Below are 18,348 nucleotides of genomic sequence, written 5' to 3' on the forward strand. Positions count from 1 at the left end.
CAGAGTACCCAGAAAAACTTTCAGTGTACAAGTGTAAGCTTAAAATAATTATTGCGGTCAACCCCTACACGATTTCTGGTAAAATGCTGGCTAGTCAATTGCCTGATGAGTTTTTCCATGTTCTCGCATCACGATCTTGCCACCCTGAACGATCTTGAAATGCAGGTTTATCAGTACATCATCAAACATCGCGACAGTGTCAGTTACATGACCATCCGCGATCTGGCCGAGCAGGCAGCGGTGTCGACCACCACCGTATTGCGTTTTTGTCGCAAAATGCAGTGTGAAGGCTGGTCAGAATTTCGTATCCGGCTGCGTCTGGCGCAGGAGCAAACGGCCCCTGTGCTGCCGGTCTCGGGCGTCGCGGATATGCTGAGTTTCTTTAAAAGCATCAACAACGATGAGTTTGAGCAGGTCATGCGTCAGGCGGCAGAGATGATCAATCTGGCTGAGCGGGTGTTTTTTATTGGCGTGGGAACATCGGGAAGCCTGGGAAAATATGGGGCGCGTTTTTTCTCGAACGTCGGTAAGTTCAGCCATGCCATTGACGACCCTTATTATCCGGTGAGTCCGAGCTTATATGAAAACGCCCTGGCTATTATCCTTTCTGTTTCCGGCGAAACGGAAGAAGTGCTGCGTATCGCCAGTCAGTTCAGCCTGAATAAGTGTAAAATCATTGCCATCACCAATAGTGAAACCTGCTCACTGGCAAAAATGAGCGACTTTACGGTGTCCTATCATGTACCGGTGATACGAATGGCAGACCACAGCGATATTACGACTCAGGTCCCGGTCATGTATATTATTGAGTCTCTAGGCCGGAAACTGGGTAAATAAAACAAGGCGTTTTTTCGCCGTAACAAATCCCTTTTTTGCTACGGTGTTATAGCGTGACATTATTAAGTGCTTTGCTACACTCAGCCCAATTTTATTGTCAGGGGAGAGAGCGTAATGAGCTTACCAAAAACGTTTCTGTGGGGCGGTGCGGTCGCGGCACATCAGGTGGAAGGCGGCTGGGATCAGGGCGGTAAAGGCATCAGTATTGCCGATGTGCTGACCGGCGGTTCGCATGGTGTGGACCGGGTCATCACCGACGGCGTCCAGCCCGGAAAATTCTATCCTAATCATCAGGCTGTTGAATTTTACTCTCATTACAAACAGGATATTGCGCTGTTTGCTGAGATGGGTTTTAAATGCTTCCGTACCTCAATTGCCTGGACCCGTATTTTCCCGAATGGCGATGAATTGCAACCCAATGAAGCCGGTCTGCAATTCTATGACGATCTGTTTGATGAATTACTTAAATACGGTATTGAGCCGGTTATTACCCTTTCCCATTTTGAAATGCCCTATCATCTGGTTAAAGAATACGGTGGCTGGCATAACCGTAAAGTCGTCGATTTCTTTGTTCGCTTTAGTGAAGTCGTACTGAAACGTTACAAGAACAAAGTAAAATACTGGATGACCTTTAACGAAATTAATAATCAGCGTAACTGGCAATATCCGCTGTTTGGTTACTGCTGCTCAGGCGTTATTTTCACTGAACATGAAAAACCTGAACAGGCGATGTATCAGGTCATGCATCATCAGTTTGTTGCCAGCGCCAAAGTAGTGAAACTGGGTCATGAGATCAACCCGGACTTTCAGATTGGCTGCATGATCGCCATGGTGCCGGTTTACCCCTTCTCCTGCCATCCGGATGACGTCCTGCTGGCGCAGGAAGCCATGCATCAACGTTATGTATTCAGTGACGTGCAGATGCGGGGTTACTACCCGGCTTATGCACTGAAAGAGTGGGCGCGCAAAGGCTATCACATTGAAATGGAAGCTGAAGATGCTGAAACCCTGCGCAATGGCTGCGCGGATTACGTGGGTTTCAGCTATTACATGAGTACTGCCGTGCAGACCAGCGCCAGCGGCGTAGATGACCCCATTACCGGTTTTGAAGGCGCGGTTAAAAACCCGCATGTTAAAGCCTCAGACTGGGGCTGGCAGATTGATCCCGTTGGCCTGCGCTATACGCTTAACGAGTTGTACGAGCGCTACCAAAAGCCCCTGTTTATTGTGGAAAATGGCTTTGGTGCCATCGATAAACCGAATGCACAGGGCATCATCGAGGATGATTACCGCATTGATTATCTGGCCGCACATATTGAAGAGATGAAGAAAGCCGTTACACATGATGGTGTGGATCTTATGGGATACACGCCGTGGGGCTGTATCGACTGTGTGTCTTTCACCACCGGTCAGTACAACAAACGTTACGGTTTTATTCATGTGAATAAAAACGACGACGGCAGCGGCGATTTCTCGCGCGCGAAGAAAAAGAGCTTTGCCTGGTATCAACAGGTTATCGCCAGCAACGGCGAAAAACTGTAAGTCCGTGCCGCAGCGCTCTGCTGCGGCATAATTTTAGCGCCCGCCAGCGGCATCAATAATGCTGCCGGTAATGTAAGAGGCGGCATCGCTGGCTAACCAGACGATGGCTTCTGCAATTTCTTCAGCATAACCGCCGCGCCCCATTGGAATTCCGCTGGCCAGCCGGTTGACTCTGCCCGGCTCGCCCCCGTCCGCATGCATCTCGGTGTAGATCATCCCCGGACGTACGCCATTGACACGGATTCCCTGCTGAGCGACTTCCAGCGACAGGCCTTTGGTCATCGTATCCATCGCGCCTTTCGATGCTGCGTAATCGACATATTCATTTGGCGACCCCGTGCGGGCCGCAGCAGACGACACATTAACAATGCTACCGCCCTGCCCGCCATGATGGGTTCCCATCCGCCGGACGGCTTCCCGACTGCAGAGAAAGGGGCCAAGCACGTTGGTGGCAAAAACCTGCTGAATACGCGAGGCATCCAGTTGCTCAAGGCGACATTGCTGAAACAGTATGCCGGCATTATTCACCAGCAGCGTGAGCGGCAGATCTTCCTGATCCAGCCGCTGAAACAGCGACATCACCTGCGCTTCATCACTGATGTCGGCCTGAACGCTAAAAGCCTCACCGCCCTGACGCACTATCTCATCCACAACCTGATGGGCCTCACTGGCGCGTGAGCGGAAATTTACCGCCACCCGGTAGCCGCGGGACGCCAGTAAGAGGGCCGTCGCGCGACCAATGCCGCGACTGCCGCCGGTAACGAGTGCGAGTTGCATGGCTGTCTCCATAAAAAAGGGCCGAAAATCGGCCCTCAGAAATAAATGCGTTAACCTGACTTAAGCATAGTCGCTCATCGGCACACACGAACAGAACAGGTTACGGTCGCCAAAGACATCATCCAGGCGCTTGACCGTCGGCCAGTATTTATTGTGTCCGCCTGCCGGGAACACGGCCAGCTCACGGCTGTAGGGATGCGACCATTCTCCGATGACTTCCGTTTGCGTATGAGGCGCATTGACCAGAGGGTTATCCTCAAGTGACCACTCTCCCTGCTCAACCCGACTGATTTCCATGCGAATCGCCAGCATGGCATCAATGAAGCGGTCCAGTTCGATTTTGCCTTCCGATTCTGTCGGTTCCACCATGAGCGTTCCGGCTACCGGGAATGACATGGTCGGCGCATGGAAGCCATAGTCGATCAGGCGTTTAGCAATATCCAGCTCACTGATGCCGGTTTGCTCTTTTAACGGACGAATATCGAGAATACATTCGTGCGCCACACGACCATCGCGTCCTGCGTAAAGAATGGGATAGGCCGATTTCAGGCGGCTGGCAATATAGTTAGCGTTAAGGATCGCGACCGAACTGGCCTGCTTCAGTCCTTCTGCCCCCATCATGCGGATATACATCCAGCTGATAGGCAGAATGGATGCGCTGCCAAATGGCGCGGCGGAGACGGCGCCCTGCTGCGTCAGCATGCCATCAATCTGCACCACGCTGTGTCCCGGAACAAACGGGGCCAGATGGGCTTTCACGCCGATCGGTCCCATTCCCGGGCCGCCACCGCCGTGCGGTATGCAGAAGGTTTTGTGCAGGTTGAGGTGCGAAACATCTGCGCCGATGTAGCCTGGCGTGGTGATGCCCACCTGCGCATTCATGTTGGCACCATCAAGGTAAACCTGACCACCGTGCTGATGCACGATCTGGCACACCTCACGGATGGTTTCTTCATAAACACCGTGGGTGGAGGGATAAGTCACCATAATGCATGACAGTTTATCGCCGGCCTGAGCCGCTTTTTCACGCAGGTCGCCAAGGTCGATATTGCCCTGTTTGTCACAGGCTACCACCACGACATCCATGCCTGCCATCTGCGCTGAGGCCGGATTGGTGCCGTGCGCCGAGCTGGGAATCAGGCAAAGATGACGTTCACCTTCACCACGGCTTTCGTGGTAACGACGAATCGCTAACAGTCCGGCATATTCCCCCTGCGCACCCGAGTTAGGCTGCATGCAGAGGGCATCGTAACCGGTCAGCTGTACCAGCCACTGTGAAAGCTGCCCAATCATTTGCAGGTAACCACCCGCCTGTTCTGCCGGGCAGAACGGATGCAGTTCGGCAAATTCAGGCCAGGTGATGGGGATCATCTCGGCGGCCGCGTTGAGTTTCATGGTGCAGGAACCCAGCGGAATCATCGCCTGATTCAGTGCCAGATCTTTTTTCTCCAGGCTGTGCATATAGCGCATCATCTCAGTTTCACTGTGATGACGGTTAAACACCGGATGAGAGAGAATTTCACTTTTACGCTGCTGCCCGGCCGGAACCGACTGGCTGTCAGCCGCGACCTGGCTGTCGAGTTGGTCGATATCCTGACCGTGTTCATCACCCAGCAGAATAGCGAACAGCGTGCTGATGTCTTCACGGCGCGTGGTTTCATCCAGCGTGATGCCGACTGCATTATGAATGTCGCTACGCAGGTTAACGCCAAAACTCAGCGCACGGTTAAGCACGCCCGCTTTATCTGCAACCTCTACCGTCAGCGTGTCAAACCAGTGGCTATGACGCAGTTTCAGCCCACCACGCTGGAGTCCGGCAGCCAGAATATCGGTGAAGCGATGGATACGCGACGCAATACGTTTCAGTCCAACCGGCCCGTGGAACACCGCATACAGCCCCGCGATATTGGCCAGCAGCACCTGTGAAGTACAGATGTTGGAGTTGGCTTTTTCACGACGGATATGCTGCTCGCGGGTTTGCATCGCCATACGCAGGGCGGTATTGCCTGCCGCATCGCGGGAAACGCCGATAATACGGCCTGGCATAGAGCGCTTGTGCTCGTCGCGGCTGGCGAAGAAGGCGGCATGAGGCCCTCCATAGCCCATTGGCACACCAAAGCGTTGGGCGGAACCAAATACAATGTCCGCCCCTTGTTTGCCCGGCGACTCAAGCAGCACCAGCGCCATAAAGTCGGATGCCATGCTCACCACCACCTTGCGCGCTTTCAGCTCGCTAATCAGGTGGGTAAAGTCGTGTACTTCTCCGGTGGTGCCGACCTGCTGTAGCAGCACACCAAACAGGTTGTCGTGATCCAACGCTTTGGCCGGACTATCGATAATCAGTTCAAAGCCAAAGGTTTCGGCGCGGGTACGCACCACATCCAGCGTTTGTGGATGAATATCGTCAGCGATAAAGAACCGGTTGGCATTTTTCAGTTTGCTGATGCGTTTTGACATCGCCATCGCTTCAGCGGCGGCGGTGGCTTCGTCCAGCAGTGAAGCGGAGGCAATGTCCATGCCGGTCAGATCAATCGTGACCTGCTGAAAGTTAAGCAGTGCCTCAAGGCGGCCCTGCGAGACTTCTGGCTGATAGGGCGTATAAGCCGTATACCAGCCCGGATTTTCCAGCATGTTACGCAAAATTACCGGCGGCGTGATCACCGCACTGTATCCCATGCCAATCCAGGATTTATAAAGCAGGTTTTGTCCGGCAATGGCCTTTAACTCAGCCAGCGCCTGTTGTTCAGTTGCGGCATCGCCGACAGCGGGCGGGCCTGGCAACTGAATGTCGGCGGGGACGATAGAACCAATCAACGACGCCAGAGAGCTGGCACCGATCGCCTCCAGCATGACGGCCTGTTGTTCTGGCGACGGACCAATATGGCGCTCGATAAAGGCACCGTTGTGTTCAAGCTGGCTGAGAGTCTGAGTCATGAGCTGTAAATCCTGAATCGGGCTGGGGAACAGAGAATGCAAGTCAGATATGTGCGGCCCCGATAAGAGGCCGCACAACGATTACTCGTCGATGGAGGCTTTATAAGCATCCGCGTCCAGCAGCGAGTCAATTTCGGACTCATCGCTGGCTTTGATCTGGAATAACCAGCCACCGTCATAAGGCTCGCTGTTCACCTGTTCAGGGGAATCGTTCAGGGAGTCGTTCACTGCCACAATTTCACCGCTGACGGGCGCATAAATATCTGAAGCGGCTTTGACCGATTCGGCGACGGCGCACTCTTCTCCGGCAGAGAAGGTGGCACCGACCTCAGGCAGGTCAACAAACACCATATCGCCCAGTAACTCCTGCGCATGTTCGGTGATACCAACGGTATAGGTACCGTCCGCATTTTTGCGCAGCCATTCGTGACTGTCGCGGTATTTCAACTCTGCTGGCACATTGCTCATCGCCATTTCTCCTGTAATTATATGTTACTGCGCAACCGGTTTTCCGGCGCGAACGAAAATCGGTTTAGTGACTTTTACAGGCATTTCACGGTTACGGATTTCAACAATCGCGTTCTCACCGATACCTGCCGGCACGCGGGCCAGGGCAATGCTATAACCCAACGTAGGGGAGAAAGAACCGCTGGTGATCACACCCTGCTGCATCTGACCCTGTTGATCGGTAAAACGTACGGGCAAGCCGTTACGCAGTACGCCTTTTTCCGTCAGAATCAGCCCAACCAGTTTTTCAGTGCCCTTTGCTCGCTGGCTTTCCAGCGCTTCACGTCCAATAAAGTTGCGGTCAGTTGGCTCCCAGCTAAGCGTCCAGCCCATATTGGCCGCCAGCGGTGATACGCTCTCGTCCATTTCCTGACCGTAGAGATTCATGCCCGCTTCCAGACGCAAAGTATCACGTGCGCCCAGTCCCGCAGGTTTGACGCCTGCGCTCAGCAAGCGCTGCCAGAACGCGACGGCTTCGGCGGCAGGGAGCGCAATTTCATAGCCCGCTTCGCCCGTATAGCCGGTGGTGGCGATAAACAGCTCTCCGGCTTGTACACCAAAGAAGGGTTTCATGCCCTGCACCGCCTGGCGCTGCGCATCGCTGAATAACGTTTGCGCTTTTTGCTGGGCCTGCGGGCCTTGTACAGCGATAAGCGCCAGATCGTCACGCTCTGTTAACGCAACGCCGTAACCCTGGGCATGCTCACTGATCCAGGCCAGATCTTTTTCACGCGTCGCGGAATTGACCACCAGACGGAAAAACGTCTCGTCCATAAAATAAACAATCAAATCGTCAATCACGCCACCAGAGGCATTCAGCATGCCGGTGTAGAGCGCTTTGCCCGGCTGGGTCAGTTTGGCGACATCGTTTGCCAGCAGGTAGCGCAGAAACTCGCGCGTGCGCTCACCTTTCACATCAACAATCGTCATATGCGACACATCGAACATGCCGGAATCGCTGCGTACAGCATGATGCTCATCCATTTGCGAGCCATAGTGCAACGGCATCATCCAGCCGTGGAAATCCACCATCCGCGCGCCATTTGCCTGGTGCTGTTCAAACAACGGTGTGTGCTGAGTCATAACCATCCTGTGCAGAAACGAGTGAGTTTGAAACTACGCCGCCATGTTGCCGACGCAAACGTTCTCTTTGCCTTGACGTTACCACCGAACCTGACGATTAACCATAAGCAAAGCGAGGTCGAAAGACGTTGCACAGCCTAACCAGGGAGAAAGGCAAACAGGACAAAAAACTGTAATTTTGTGATTAGCCACGCAATAAATACGCCATGGTGATTTATACGCAGCAATTTTATGCGCGAAGCCTGGCAGGATGTTAAAAAAATAGCGGGACGAAAAGGCTCAGGGATAAAAAAAAGTAATGCGAAACATCAGGCAAAATTAGAATAAATCAAATGAGGCGCAATCAGGGTGCAGCACTGCATTTTTATGGTGCAGCGGATTAAGGCGATAAAAAAAAGCCAGCACGAATGCTGGCTTTTCGCTGCAGGGTGGCGTTAGCGAAGCCACTCTGGCATATCATTCAGGCCCATTGCCTGACGGAGCATTATCGGCTTCACGCCCGGCAGATTATCGGCTAATTTCAGGCCCAAATCGCGAAACAGCTTCCTGGCAGGATTGTTGCCAGCAAACAATTCACGGAAGCCCTGCATCCCGGCCAGCATCATTGCTGCACTGTGTTTACGACTGCGCTCATAGCGGCGCAGATAAAGGTGCTCCCCAATATCTTTGCCCTGCTGGTGAAGACGGCGAATTTCGCCGATCAGCTCTGCGGCATCCATGAATCCCAGATTGACGCCCTGCCCTGCCAGCGGATGAATGGTATGCGCCGCATCGCCCACCAGCGCCAGTCGGTGAGCGGCAAAGTTACGTGCATAACGTGCCGTCAGCGGGAAACACTTGCGTTCCCCTTCCAGCTCGCACAGCCCCAGCCGCATATCAAACGCGACGGACAACTGTTGATTGAACAGCGACTCTGGCATGGCTTCCAGGCGGCTGGCTTCCTGGGGTGAAAGCGACCAGACGATTGAGCAAAGATGCGGATCCTGCATGGGCAGGAACGCCAGAATGCCATCGCCGTGAAAGACCTGACGAGCCACGCCGCCATGGGGCAAGGCTGTACGAATATTCGCCACCAGCGCATGGTGGTCGTAATCCCAGAAGGTCAGGGGAATGTCGGCTTTGTTACGCAACCAGGAGTTGGCCCCGTCCGCCGCAACCATCAGCCGCGCGCTCATCATGCTGCCATCTTGCAGCGTAATAAAGGCTTCATTATCGCCAAATGCCACTTGCTGTAGCTGTGAAGCCGCCAGTAACGTGACATCACTGCAGTTGCTGGCGCGCTGCCACAGGGCGGTGTGGATCACGGGATTTTCGATGATGTGCCCAAGATGCGCCAGCCCCTGCTGCTCGCCATCAAATGCGATCGCGCCAAAGCTGTCACGCTCCCAGACTTCCATCGCCTGATAAGGGCTGGCGCGGAGGGACAAAATAGTTGACCAGACATCCAGCTTTTGCAAAAGACGTTCACTGGCCGCATTAATCGCGGATACGCGCACAGAGGGAGATGCGCCTGCATCAAATTGCGGCTCGGCCGACTGTTCCAGCACGGCAATGCGTAATCCGCTCCCTTGCAGACCGCAGGCCACTGCCAGCCCTACCATTCCGCCGCCAGCGATCACCACATCGTAAGTTTGCATCAGTGCCTCTCAGTTAACGCTTAACCCAGCCGAGCGTACGCTCAGCCAGAAGATTTCTCAGCCACGGCAGATGATCCATTGCCAGCAAGCCCAGGTTGCGCCCGACGACCAGCGGCGCATGACGATTAGCAAACAGACGTACCAGCCCGTCAGTGATGCCCACGGTAATGGCCCGGTCCTGTTGGCGACGTTGCTGGTAGTGCTGCAAAACCCCGTAGCTACCGGGATCTTGTTGCTGCCGATGTGCATTGGCCAGGGTTTCAGCCAGTGACATCACATCCCGCAGACCCAGGTTAAATCCCTGACCGGCTATCGGATGCAGCGTCTGCGCAGCGTTTCCGACGGTGACTACACGATGGGAAACCGCAGGATTGGCCTGCTGTAACGCCAACGGATAAACATCACGCTTGCCGGTATGGGTGAATTTGCCCAGCCGCCAGCCAAAGGCGCGCTGAAGCTGGCTGAGGAATACCTCGTCGTTCCAGCTTTCTACCTGCGGGCGCTGCTCCAGCGGATGGCACCACACCAGCGACAGACGGTTGTTTGACATTGGCAGCAGCGCCAGGGGACCAAACTCGGTAAAACGTTCAAATGCCCGGCCCTGATGAGGACGCTCACTGGTGACGTTGGCGATAAGCGCCAACTGCTGATAGGCCTCTGCCTGCCACTGAATGCCGCAGGCGGCAGCAACGGCAGAACGGGTGCCATCAGCGGCCACCAGTACCTCGCCTTCCAACTGCTCACCATTATCAAGCGTAACCTGCACGCGTTCCTGGGTGCGGGCTACCTGAGTCACGCGTGACGGACAACGCAGTGTGACGCCAGGTGCCTGCTTAAGCTGCGTAAACAGCTGCTGTCCTACGTCGAATAACTCAACCACGTGCCCCAACGCGGGAATCGCATAATCGCGGGCGGCCAGGGATACAAAACCGGCATGACCGCGATCGGAAACATGGATAGTGGTGATGGGAGTGGCACAGGGTGAAATACGCTGCCAGAGATTGATATCAGCAAGTTGCTGGCAGGTGCCCGCAGACAGCGCAATCGCACGCCCGTCATAGCCCGGATGCGTGCGGCTGGCAGGTTCGCTGCTTTCAATCAGCGTCACGGGCAGTGCGCCCTGTGTCAGGTGTGAAATCGCCAGCGCCAGCGTGGCGCCGGTCATTCCACCACCGGCGATAAGAATGGTCATACCGCGCGTGCCGCCGCCATCAGTGCCTCAATGGCATCGGGGTCTTTCACCACGCTGTCGGTAAGATTCTCGTTACCGTTTTCAGTAATCACGATGTCATCCTCAATGCGGATGCCGATACCGCGGTATTCCACAGGCACATCCGCATCTGGCGCGATATACAGCCCCGGCTCAACCGTGATAACCATGCCCGGTTCCAGGATACGATCGCGGCTTGGCGTGCCGTAGTGCCCCACATCGTGGACATCCAGACCTAACCAATGGCCCAGGCCATGCATAAAGAATTTGCGATGAGCGTCTTCGGCGATGAGTGCATCCACCTCGCCCTGCATTACGCCCAGCTCAACCAGTCCAGTGACCATAATGCGCACGACGTCATCATTGACCTCGCGGATGCTGACACCGGGACGGAATCGGGCGAGTGCCGTTTCTAAAGATTTGAGTACGATATTGTAGATAGCCCGCTGCGGCGGGCTGAACTTGCCATTAACCGGAAAAGTCCGGGTAATATCGCCCGCATAACCCTGTAATTCGCATCCCGCATCAATGAGCACCAGGTCGCCATCCTGCATCTCACACTCATTTTCGGTGTAGTGCAGAATGCAGCCGTTTTCACCGGCGCCTACGATAGTGTTGTAAGACGGGAAGCGCGCACCATGACGGTTAAATTCGTGATGAATTTCGCCTTCAAGATGATATTCAAACAGGCCTGGACGACAGGTTTGCATGGCGCGAGTATGTGCCAGCGCACTGATCTCGCCTGCGCGACGCAACAGCGCAATTTCTTCAGGGCTTTTAAACAGGCGCATCTCATGCACCCAGGGACGCCAGTCAGTCAGACTAGCCGGTGCACTCAGATTCTGGCGAAAGCCCTGACGCAGTTTATCCAGCGCACTAAACACCAACTTGTCAGCCTCAGCATACTGGCCCTGCGCGTGATACACCTCATCCAGACCGTTCAGCAGCAGGTGGAGTTGTTCACCGATATCGTTCCATGGCAGAGCACGATCCACGCCCAGTTTAGCGGGCGCCGCGTCCTGTCCCAGACGGCGGCCAAACCAGATTTCTGCAGTCAGGTCGCGCACACGATTAAACAGCACGCTGTGATTGTGGTTCTCATCACTTTTGATCAGTACCAGTAACGCCTGCGGCTCATTGAAGCCGGTGAAATACCAGAAGTCACTGTTCTGACGGAACGGATATTCACTGTCGTTACTGCGTGTTACTTCAGGCGCGGCAAAGATTAACGCTGCGCTGCCCGGAACCATTTTCGCTAACAGCGCCTGACGGCGCTGCTGGAAATTTTCCAGTGAAATCATGTCTGCACTCCCTGTTGAACTCAGATATCTGGCTTAGTGTAGCGTTGGCTTTTGTACTTCTGGTGCGGTTGGTTGCGGGCGCGTGAAGGTATCGTGACAGAGTAGCGCAGCAACGCGAACATACTCGATCACCTCTTCCAGCGACTGCTCGAGTTCTTCCTGATCTTCGTCTTCGTCATAGCCAAGCTGAGCAATCGTGCGCAGATCGTCAATGGCCTCACCCGTTTCGCCGGTGACCTTATCCAGTTTAGGCTGGGTTACGCCCAGGCCAAGTAAAAAATGATTCACCCAGCCCGCCAGAGCATCAGCACGGTCAAACACCGTGATGTCATCATCGCCAGGCAGCATCAGTTGAAAAAGAAAGCCATCGTCCTCAAGCGCAGTAGCAATGCTGGCATGCAGAGACTGCAGTGGCTGAGACAGCGTTTGCGAAAAAGCCATGCCTTCATTCGCGAGATCATGGACCAGCGTTTTCCAGCTGTTATCCTGATTACCGCCACACAGGATGCCGCTAAGCAATCCGTGCATTTCCGCGGGCGTCATACCGACGCCGTGGTGTGAGAGCGCCGCCGCCAGCGCGTTGTAATCGGGGGTTGCGTTCTGTGAAGACATCATTTTTCATCGTCGTTGGCTGTAAGAGTTCGTGGTATGCTACCACTAGCTGCCTCAAGGTTTCCAGAAAAGGGGTTGTATCTTATTTCTCAGGTCTATATAGTTGCCCGCCTCCCAGGCCATTGAAGGCTAAGGGGAATGGCGAGCCAGGTAATCAGTCAGGAAGGTGGCATGTCTGCACAACCGGTAGATTTACAAATTTTTGGTCGTTCTTTGAGAGTAAATTGTCCGCCTGAACAGCAAGATGCGCTGAACGCGGCGGCAGAAGATCTCAATCAACGGTTGCAAGATTTAAAAGTTCGCACTAGAGTCACAAATACAGAGCAACTGGTGTTCATTGCCGCGTTAAACATTTGCCATGAACTGGCACAAGAGAAAGGTAAGACGCGTGACTATGCTGCTAATATGGAACAACGAATCCGTATGCTACAGCAGACAATTGAACAGGCATTAGTTGAGCAAGGTCGCATAACCGATCGCGAGGATGCGAAGTTCGAATAACACTTCATGGTCGCTGTGCTACACTGACGGTGAAGTAAATTTTCTCTGAGATGTTTGCAAGTGGGCCAGTCCCCTGAGCCGATATTTCATACCAACAGAATGTGACGCTCCGCAACCTGTGAGCATGCTCGGTCCGTCCGAGAAGCCTGATGGTTGCGACGGCATGTTCACCTTGAACCAAGGGTTCAAGGGTTACAGCCTACGGCGGCATCTCGGAGATCTCCTTTCTGGTAGTACTGCTTTATCTCCCACCAGGCATGATATAATGCGTCGCTCAAGCGACCTTGTCTGGGGGAAACCATGTCAGAACCCTCTTTGCTACCGCGACAGGACATCCGTCAGCATGTTCGTCATTTACGTCGCGCACTCAGCCCCGAACAGCAACACGCTGCAGCCGATCAGCTTGCGGAACACGCGATTAACGTTGCGCCGATTGCCGACGCCAGCAACATAGCGCTGTTTTTGTCTGTCGATGGCGAAATCAATACGCGACCACTTATCGCAAAGCTGTGGCAGCAAAACAAACGGGTTTATCTGCCGGTTCTGCATCCCTTTGCTGCCGGTCATTTGCTTTTTCTTCGCTATACGCCGGAAACACAGTTAATCCAAAATAAGCTGCGCATTCCCGAACCTCCGCTCGATATCCGCCATCTGGTTACACTTGATAAACTGGACGTAATGATGGTGCCGCTGGTGGCATTTGACCGCACCGGGCAGCGTTTAGGCATGGGCGGCGGTTTCTATGACCGCACCTTACAGAACTGGAAACAGCACGGGTTCCTACCGATTGGGGTTGCCCACGATTGTCAGTTGGTTGATGTGCTGCCTGCTGCGGCCTGGGATATCCCCCTGCCCGCGGTACTGACGCCGTCTAAACTCTGGCTATGGGATGAATAAACCCAGGCACGCTCGTGCGCCTGGGTTTATGACAGCGGTGGATTAGTAAAGCAGACGGGCGCGGATAGTACCCGGAATAGCCTTCATGAGCTGCAAGGCTTTCTCAGCCAGTTCATGCTCGGCGTCAACGTCAATCACCACATAACCCATCATCGGCGAGGTTTGCAGGTACTGAGCGGCAATATTGATGCCCTGCTCAGCAAAGATCTGGTTGATCGCGGTGAGGACGCCAGGGCGGTTCTCATGTATATGCAGCAGACGACTGGCGCTCACGCCGTGCATCGGCAATGAGACTTCAGGGAAGTTAACGGCGGACAGCGTTGAACCGTTATCCGAGTATTTAGCCAGCTTACCTGCGACTTCAATACCAATATTTTCCTGCGCTTCTTCGGTAGATCCACCGATATGCGGCGTCAGGATAACGTTGTCGAATTCGCTCAGTGGTGAAATGAACGGATCGCTGTTGGTCGCAGGCTCTACCGGGAATACGTCAATAGCGGCTCCGCCAACCTGCTTACTTGCCAGCGCGTCACACAACGCCGGAATATCCACTACGGTGCCGCGTGAGGCGTTTATCAGCAACGCGCCGGGTTTCATCTGCGCCAGTTCATTGGCAGAGATCATATTTTGCGTGGAGGCGGTTTCAGGTACATGCAGGCTGACGACATCGCTCATGTTCAGCAGTTGCGTCAGGCTACGAACCTGTGAAGCGTTGCCGAGCGGCAGTTTGTTTTCAATATCGTAGAAATAAACGTGCATGCCCAGGCTCTCAGCCAGCACGCCCAGTTGCATACCGATATGACCATAGCCAATGATGCCGAGCTTTTTACCGCGCGCTTCAAATGAGCCCTTGGCAATTTTATTCCAGACGCCGCGGTGCGCCTTCGCATTCGCTTCCGGTACACCACGCAGCATCAGCAGCATTTCGCCAATAACCAGTTCGGCAACAGAGCGCGTATTGGAGAAAGGCGCATTAAACACCGGGATACCGCGCTTAGCGGCCGCATTTAAATCAACCTGGTTCGTTCCGATGCAGAAACAGCCCACAGCCACCAGTTTTTCTGCAGCGGCAAAAATCTCTTCGGTCAGTTGGGAACGGGAACGGATACCGATAAAATGCGCATCGCGAGCGGACGCTTTCAACGCCTCGGCATCCAGTGCGCCTTTGTGGAATTCAATATTGGTGTAACCTGCAGCACGGAGGTTTTCCAGCGCACTCTGATGGACACCTTCCACCAGCAGGAACTTAATTTTGTCTTTTTCCAGTGATACCTTTGCCATTTCCCAACCCTATTCAGAATTCAACGAGGACTGAACGCAGCCAGCCGTCTGTCAAAATATCAAAAAAATCGCCTGCGGCAATACAAACGATTGCCTGCCCGTCAGCATGGCCGGGCTCAGAGGGCGCACTTTGCCAGACAAAATCATGGGTTGGCCGCATCGGAAAGAACGAACCCGCTGCCGATGACGGTTATGTGACATAAGTCACCAAATTTTGACCTGGTAAGAAAAGTTTTTTAAATCAAAAAAAAGCGGGCGCCGTTCAGCGCCAGGCGCATTATTTTTTGAGAGTTTTGACGCCGTCCGGCCCACCAATCAGTGCAACGTCTGCGCCGCGCGTCGCAAACAGCCCAACGGTGACCACACCGGGCAAGGCGTTGATGGTTTTTTCCAGCTCAATGGGATTGAGAATACGCAGATTGTGCACATCAAGAATGATATTGCCGTTGTCGGTCACTACATTCTGACGATATTCAGGTAAGCCCCCCAACTTCACCAGTTCACGCGCAACATAACTGCGCGCCATCGGGATGACTTCAACCGGTAGCGGAAAGCGTCCAAGCACATCCACTTCTTTGGATGCATCGGCGATGCAGATAAACTTTTTGGCCACTGCAGCGACGATTTTCTCACGCGTCAGCGCAGCGCCACCGCCTTTAATCATCTGCATTTGTGGGTTAATTTCATCGGCACCATCGACATAAATGGCCAGGTCATCGATTTCGTTCAAATCAAACACCTGAATGCCCAGGCTTTTCAGCTTTTGCGTTGAGGCTTCGGAACTGGAAACGGCACCGTCAATCTGATGTTTAATGCTTGCGAGCGCATCAATAAAGTGGGCGGCAGTAGAACCTGTTCCAACACCGACGATTGTCCCGGGCTGGACATAATCAAGTGCAGCCCAACCAACAGCTTTTTTCAGTTCATCCTGGGTCATGATATGTTTAGAACCTGTGCGATAAGGAATTGCGCGTAGTATAAAGCAAGGCTTGCTGAAAATGCTCGGATGCATTGGGCGGATTTAATGCTTTGGAAGCCAGCCCACAAAAATTTCCCCGACATTGCCGTTGGCACTTTTGTGGCATAGTGACGTCCATCCTGAAGGAGAGAGAAAAATAATGAAACGCCCTGACTACAGAACGCTTCAGGCGCTGGACGCAGTGATACGTGAACGCGGCTTCGAACGTGCCGCGCAAAAGCTGTGCATTACGCAATCTGCCGTATCGCAGCGCATTAAACAGCTGGAAAACCTGTTTGGTCAGCCACTGTTAGTTCGCACCGTGCCGCCTCGCCCTACCGAGCAAGGTCAAAAACTGCTTGCGCTGCTGCACCAGGTTGAGTTGCTGGAGGAAGAGTGGCTGGGCGATGAAATCAGCGGGACAACGCCGCTGCTGCTGTCGCTGGCGGTGAACGCCGACAGTCTGGCAACCTGGCTGTTGCCCGCATTAAAAGACGTACTGGCCGATTCGCCGGTGCGTCTGAACCTTCAGGTTGAGGATGAAACCCGCACTCAGGAACGCCTGAGACGAGGCGAAGTGGTTGGCGCAGTGAGTATCCAGCCCCAGCCGCTGCCAAGCTGTCTGGTGGATCAACTGGGTGCCCTGGATTATTTGTTTGTGGCCTCAAAGGATTTTGCAGATCGCTTTTTCCCCAACGGCGTAACGCGTTCCGCCCTGCTTAAAGCGCCAGCGGTGGCCTTTGATCATCTGGATGATATGCATCAGGCCTTCTTGCAGCAGAACTTTGATTTATCTCCGGGCAGCGTTCCCTGCCATATCGTCAACTCATCCGAAGCGTTTGTGCAGATGGCGCGGCAGGGATCGACCTGCTGTATGATCCCTCACCTGCAGATTGAACGCGAACTGGCAAGTGGCGAGCTCATCGATCTCACGCCGGGGCTGTATCAACGTCGGATGCTGTACTGGCACCGCTTTGCGCCAGAAAGCCGGCTGATGCGTCGGGTAACGGATGCACTGATTGCCCATGGCCATCGGGTGCTACGTCAGGATACGGCGGAATAGCGGGCGGTCGACAGATCATAAAAGCGCTAAAGGCCAGGAAAAACGAGCTGGCTGAACGTTGTGTGCCAAACGCCTAACCTTTGCCGCAGCAAAAGTTGGGCGTTGCGGTGAGAAGGTGTAGTTGTGAAAGCGGCAAGGCGTTAATGGCCGTCAGGGCATTTTTCAGAAGGCAATACGCAGCGCTGAGCAAAGGGAATCCACCCGGATTTACCCGCAAGGATGCGGGTAAAAGGCGCAGCCGGCACAGCGTTGTGCCGGCTGTGCCGGTCCGTCAGGTTGATGAGCGATGTGAAGGAACCGCATCAGCGGCGCAAGGACCGCCTGGCAAACATTGCCCCTGATGGCTTAACCACAACACCAATAACGGCTTACTGTGCCGTATTCGGTTTCATCTCAAACACCACATCCACCTGGTCATCAAAGTTAATACTTTGCTGATCGTAGGTTTCCTGCGCAGACGTATCTGCCGCAGCCGAGGCTTTAAACATGCGGTTCATGGGCATTGGCTGATAGTTTGCCACCTGATAACGAATGCTGTAGATCGGGCCCAGTTTGGCATTAAAGCCTTCAGCTAGTTCAGCGGCCTGTTGGGTCGCATTCTTAATCGCGGCTTTACGCGCCTGCTGCTTGTAGCTCTCTGGATTGGCGACGCCCAGTTCGACACCGCGCACTTCGTTCAGACCGGACTTCAGCGCACCATCAAGGAGATCGTTCAGCTTGTCCAGCTGACGAACGGTGACCTGCACCTGACGCACCGCACGATAGCCTTTAAGCTGCGATTTACCATCTTTGGTGTAGTCATACTCTGGCTGCGTCGTCAGGTTCGCCGCTTCAATGTCTTTTTTCTCAATACCGTTTTTTTGCAGGAAATCAAAATATTGCGCTACGCGACTATCGACCTGCTTTTTTGCTTCAGCGGCATCTTTCGATGAGACATTCACCACAATTGACAGCGTCGCGATATCCGGGCGGGCATCTACGGTTGCCTTACCTGACGTAACAACATGGGGTCCGTTCGGCAGTTCGTCAGCCTGTACGCTCAAAGGCAATGCCCCTGCGCTCATCATCGCGGCAAGCGCCAATGCTTTCAGTTTCATGAAAGTCCTCCTTGAAAAGGTCAGTTCGATGGCTTCCAGTATATGAAGCCCACAAGCGCATCATATTACGCCTTGGTTGGAGTGGAGATTATGGCAAAAGTTCGGCAGATT

16 protein-coding genes and 1 other RNA gene are annotated in these 18,348 nt (G+C 54.0%); 6 read left to right on the top strand and 11 right to left on the bottom strand.

Annotation, left to right across the window (positions count from 1 at the left end):
• Nucleotides 1–117 precede the first annotated feature (117 nt).
• Nucleotides 118–837: a MurR/RpiR family transcriptional regulator gene (locus CMR03_RS13750; protein ID WP_063881244.1), complete on the top strand. Its 720-nt coding sequence runs from the start codon at nucleotides 118–120 to the stop codon at nucleotides 835–837.
• 114 nt (nucleotides 838–951) lie between these two features.
• Entirely contained in the window at nucleotides 952–2,379 is a 1,428-nt protein-coding gene (locus tag CMR03_RS13755) for a 6-phospho-beta-glucosidase (RefSeq protein ID WP_096011777.1), read from the top strand.
• Nucleotides 2,380–2,412: 33 nt separating this feature from the next.
• Here the strand turns inward: CMR03_RS13755 and CMR03_RS13760 are convergent, their stop codons facing one another.
• The 8 genes from CMR03_RS13760 to CMR03_RS13795 form a co-directional block, all read right to left on the bottom strand.
• A complete protein-coding gene (locus tag CMR03_RS13760) occupies nucleotides 2,413–3,156 on the bottom strand; it encodes an SDR family oxidoreductase (protein ID WP_096011778.1) in 744 nt (247 codons plus the stop codon).
• A 60-nt stretch (nucleotides 3,157–3,216) separates the two neighbouring features.
• The gene (gcvP, locus tag CMR03_RS13765) at nucleotides 3,217–6,090 is read right to left on the bottom strand and encodes an aminomethyl-transferring glycine dehydrogenase (RefSeq protein WP_096011779.1); all 2,874 of its coding nucleotides are present in this window, start codon (nucleotides 6,088–6,090) and stop codon (nucleotides 3,217–3,219) included.
• Nucleotides 6,091–6,171: 81 nt separating this feature from the next.
• The gene (gene gcvH, locus CMR03_RS13770; RefSeq protein ID WP_063880811.1) at nucleotides 6,172–6,558 is read right to left on the bottom strand and encodes a glycine cleavage system protein GcvH; all 387 of its coding nucleotides are present in this window, start codon (nucleotides 6,556–6,558) and stop codon (nucleotides 6,172–6,174) included.
• Between the two features lie 24 nt (nucleotides 6,559–6,582).
• Entirely contained in the window at nucleotides 6,583–7,680 is a 1,098-nt protein-coding gene (gene gcvT / locus CMR03_RS13775; protein ID WP_096011780.1) for a glycine cleavage system aminomethyltransferase GcvT, read from the bottom strand.
• Nucleotides 7,681–8,114: 434 nt separating this feature from the next.
• On the bottom strand, nucleotides 8,115–9,317 hold the full coding sequence (ubiI, locus tag CMR03_RS13780; RefSeq protein WP_096011781.1) for an FAD-dependent 2-octaprenylphenol hydroxylase: 1,203 nt from the start codon (nucleotides 9,315–9,317) through the stop codon (nucleotides 8,115–8,117).
• Nucleotides 9,318–9,330: 13 nt separating this feature from the next.
• A complete protein-coding gene (gene ubiH, locus CMR03_RS13785; protein ID WP_096011782.1) occupies nucleotides 9,331–10,509 on the bottom strand; it encodes a 2-octaprenyl-6-methoxyphenyl hydroxylase in 1,179 nt (392 codons plus the stop codon).
• Entirely contained in the window at nucleotides 10,506–11,828 is a 1,323-nt protein-coding gene (gene pepP / locus CMR03_RS13790; protein ID WP_096011783.1) for a Xaa-Pro aminopeptidase, read from the bottom strand. Before pepP ends, ubiH begins: the two co-directional genes overlap by 4 nt.
• Before the next feature lie 33 nt (nucleotides 11,829–11,861).
• The gene (locus tag CMR03_RS13795; RefSeq protein WP_063880815.1) at nucleotides 11,862–12,440 is read right to left on the bottom strand and encodes a YecA/YgfB family protein; all 579 of its coding nucleotides are present in this window, start codon (nucleotides 12,438–12,440) and stop codon (nucleotides 11,862–11,864) included.
• Between the two features lie 171 nt (nucleotides 12,441–12,611).
• Here CMR03_RS13795 and zapA point away from each other — a divergent pair, with 171 nt between their 5' ends.
• The 3 genes from zapA (at nucleotide 12,612) to CMR03_RS13810 (ending at nucleotide 13,838) form a co-directional block, all read left to right on the top strand.
• Complete coding sequence (gene zapA / locus CMR03_RS13800) at nucleotides 12,612–12,941, top strand: cell division protein ZapA (RefSeq protein ID WP_063881246.1); 330 nt, start codon at nucleotides 12,612–12,614, stop codon at nucleotides 12,939–12,941.
• A gap of 39 nt (nucleotides 12,942–12,980) precedes the next feature.
• Nucleotides 12,981–13,164, top strand: a non-coding RNA gene (gene ssrS / locus CMR03_RS13805) — 6S RNA.
• Nucleotides 13,165–13,241: 77 nt separating this feature from the next.
• Nucleotides 13,242–13,838, top strand: a complete 597-nt coding sequence (locus CMR03_RS13810; protein WP_063880816.1) for a 5-formyltetrahydrofolate cyclo-ligase — start codon at nucleotides 13,242–13,244, stop codon at nucleotides 13,836–13,838.
• 42 nt (nucleotides 13,839–13,880) lie between these two features.
• On the opposite strand, the gene serA is transcribed toward CMR03_RS13810, so the two are convergent.
• A complete protein-coding gene (serA, locus tag CMR03_RS13815; RefSeq protein WP_063880817.1) occupies nucleotides 13,881–15,119 on the bottom strand; it encodes a phosphoglycerate dehydrogenase in 1,239 nt (412 codons plus the stop codon).
• A gap of 277 nt (nucleotides 15,120–15,396) precedes the next feature.
• Complete coding sequence (gene rpiA / locus CMR03_RS13820; protein WP_063880818.1) at nucleotides 15,397–16,056, bottom strand: ribose-5-phosphate isomerase RpiA; 660 nt, start codon at nucleotides 16,054–16,056, stop codon at nucleotides 15,397–15,399.
• Between the two features lie 181 nt (nucleotides 16,057–16,237).
• On the opposite strand from rpiA, the gene CMR03_RS13825 reads away from it, so the two are divergent.
• Nucleotides 16,238–17,140 carry a LysR family transcriptional regulator ArgP gene (locus CMR03_RS13825; RefSeq protein WP_063880819.1) on the top strand — a complete coding sequence of 301 codons (903 nt, stop codon included), beginning with the start codon at nucleotides 16,238–16,240 and terminating at the stop codon, nucleotides 17,138–17,140.
• A 368-nt stretch (nucleotides 17,141–17,508) separates the two neighbouring features.
• Here the strand turns inward: CMR03_RS13825 and CMR03_RS13830 are convergent, their stop codons facing one another.
• The gene (locus tag CMR03_RS13830) at nucleotides 17,509–18,237 is read right to left on the bottom strand and encodes an oxidative stress defense protein (RefSeq protein ID WP_063880820.1); all 729 of its coding nucleotides are present in this window, start codon (nucleotides 18,235–18,237) and stop codon (nucleotides 17,509–17,511) included.
• Nucleotides 18,238–18,348: the final 111 nt, after the last annotated feature.

Origin of the sequence: Pantoea allii (assembly GCF_002307475.1) — a bacterium.
Taxonomy (GTDB): domain Bacteria; phylum Pseudomonadota; class Gammaproteobacteria; order Enterobacterales; family Enterobacteriaceae; genus Pantoea; species Pantoea allii.

What these genes read in the sequence shown, in the direction of transcription:
- zapA (WP_063881246.1), top strand. Translation starts at nt 12,612, where the DNA reads ATGTCTGCACAACCGGTAGATTTACAAATTTTTGGTCGTTCTTTGAGA.
- gcvH (WP_063880811.1), bottom strand. Translation starts at nt 6,558, where the DNA reads ATGAGCAATGTGCCAGCAGAGTTGAAATACCGCGACAGTCACGAATGG.
- gcvT (WP_096011780.1), bottom strand. Translation starts at nt 7,680, where the DNA reads ATGACTCAGCACACACCGTTGTTTGAACAGCACCAGGCAAATGGCGCG.
- CMR03_RS13830 (WP_063880820.1), bottom strand. Translation starts at nt 18,237, where the DNA reads ATGAAACTGAAAGCATTGGCGCTTGCCGCGATGATGAGCGCAGGGGCA.
- CMR03_RS13755 (WP_096011777.1), top strand. Translation starts at nt 952, where the DNA reads ATGAGCTTACCAAAAACGTTTCTGTGGGGCGGTGCGGTCGCGGCACAT.
- rpiA (WP_063880818.1), bottom strand. Translation starts at nt 16,056, where the DNA reads ATGACCCAGGATGAACTGAAAAAAGCTGTTGGTTGGGCTGCACTTGAT.
- CMR03_RS13760 (WP_096011778.1), bottom strand. Translation starts at nt 3,156, where the DNA reads ATGCAACTCGCACTCGTTACCGGCGGCAGTCGCGGCATTGGTCGCGCG.
- CMR03_RS13810 (WP_063880816.1), top strand. Translation starts at nt 13,242, where the DNA reads ATGTCAGAACCCTCTTTGCTACCGCGACAGGACATCCGTCAGCATGTT.
- CMR03_RS13795 (WP_063880815.1), bottom strand. Translation starts at nt 12,440, where the DNA reads ATGTCTTCACAGAACGCAACCCCCGATTACAACGCGCTGGCGGCGGCG.
- serA (WP_063880817.1), bottom strand. Translation starts at nt 15,119, where the DNA reads ATGGCAAAGGTATCACTGGAAAAAGACAAAATTAAGTTCCTGCTGGTG.
- CMR03_RS13750 (WP_063881244.1), top strand. Translation starts at nt 118, where the DNA reads ATGTTCTCGCATCACGATCTTGCCACCCTGAACGATCTTGAAATGCAG.
- ubiI (WP_096011781.1), bottom strand. Translation starts at nt 9,317, where the DNA reads ATGCAAACTTACGATGTGGTGATCGCTGGCGGCGGAATGGTAGGGCTG.
- ubiH (WP_096011782.1), bottom strand. Translation starts at nt 10,509, where the DNA reads ATGACCATTCTTATCGCCGGTGGTGGAATGACCGGCGCCACGCTGGCG.
- pepP (WP_096011783.1), bottom strand. Translation starts at nt 11,828, where the DNA reads ATGATTTCACTGGAAAATTTCCAGCAGCGCCGTCAGGCGCTGTTAGCG.
- gcvP (WP_096011779.1), bottom strand. Translation starts at nt 6,090, where the DNA reads ATGACTCAGACTCTCAGCCAGCTTGAACACAACGGTGCCTTTATCGAG.
- CMR03_RS13825 (WP_063880819.1), top strand. Translation starts at nt 16,238, where the DNA reads ATGAAACGCCCTGACTACAGAACGCTTCAGGCGCTGGACGCAGTGATA.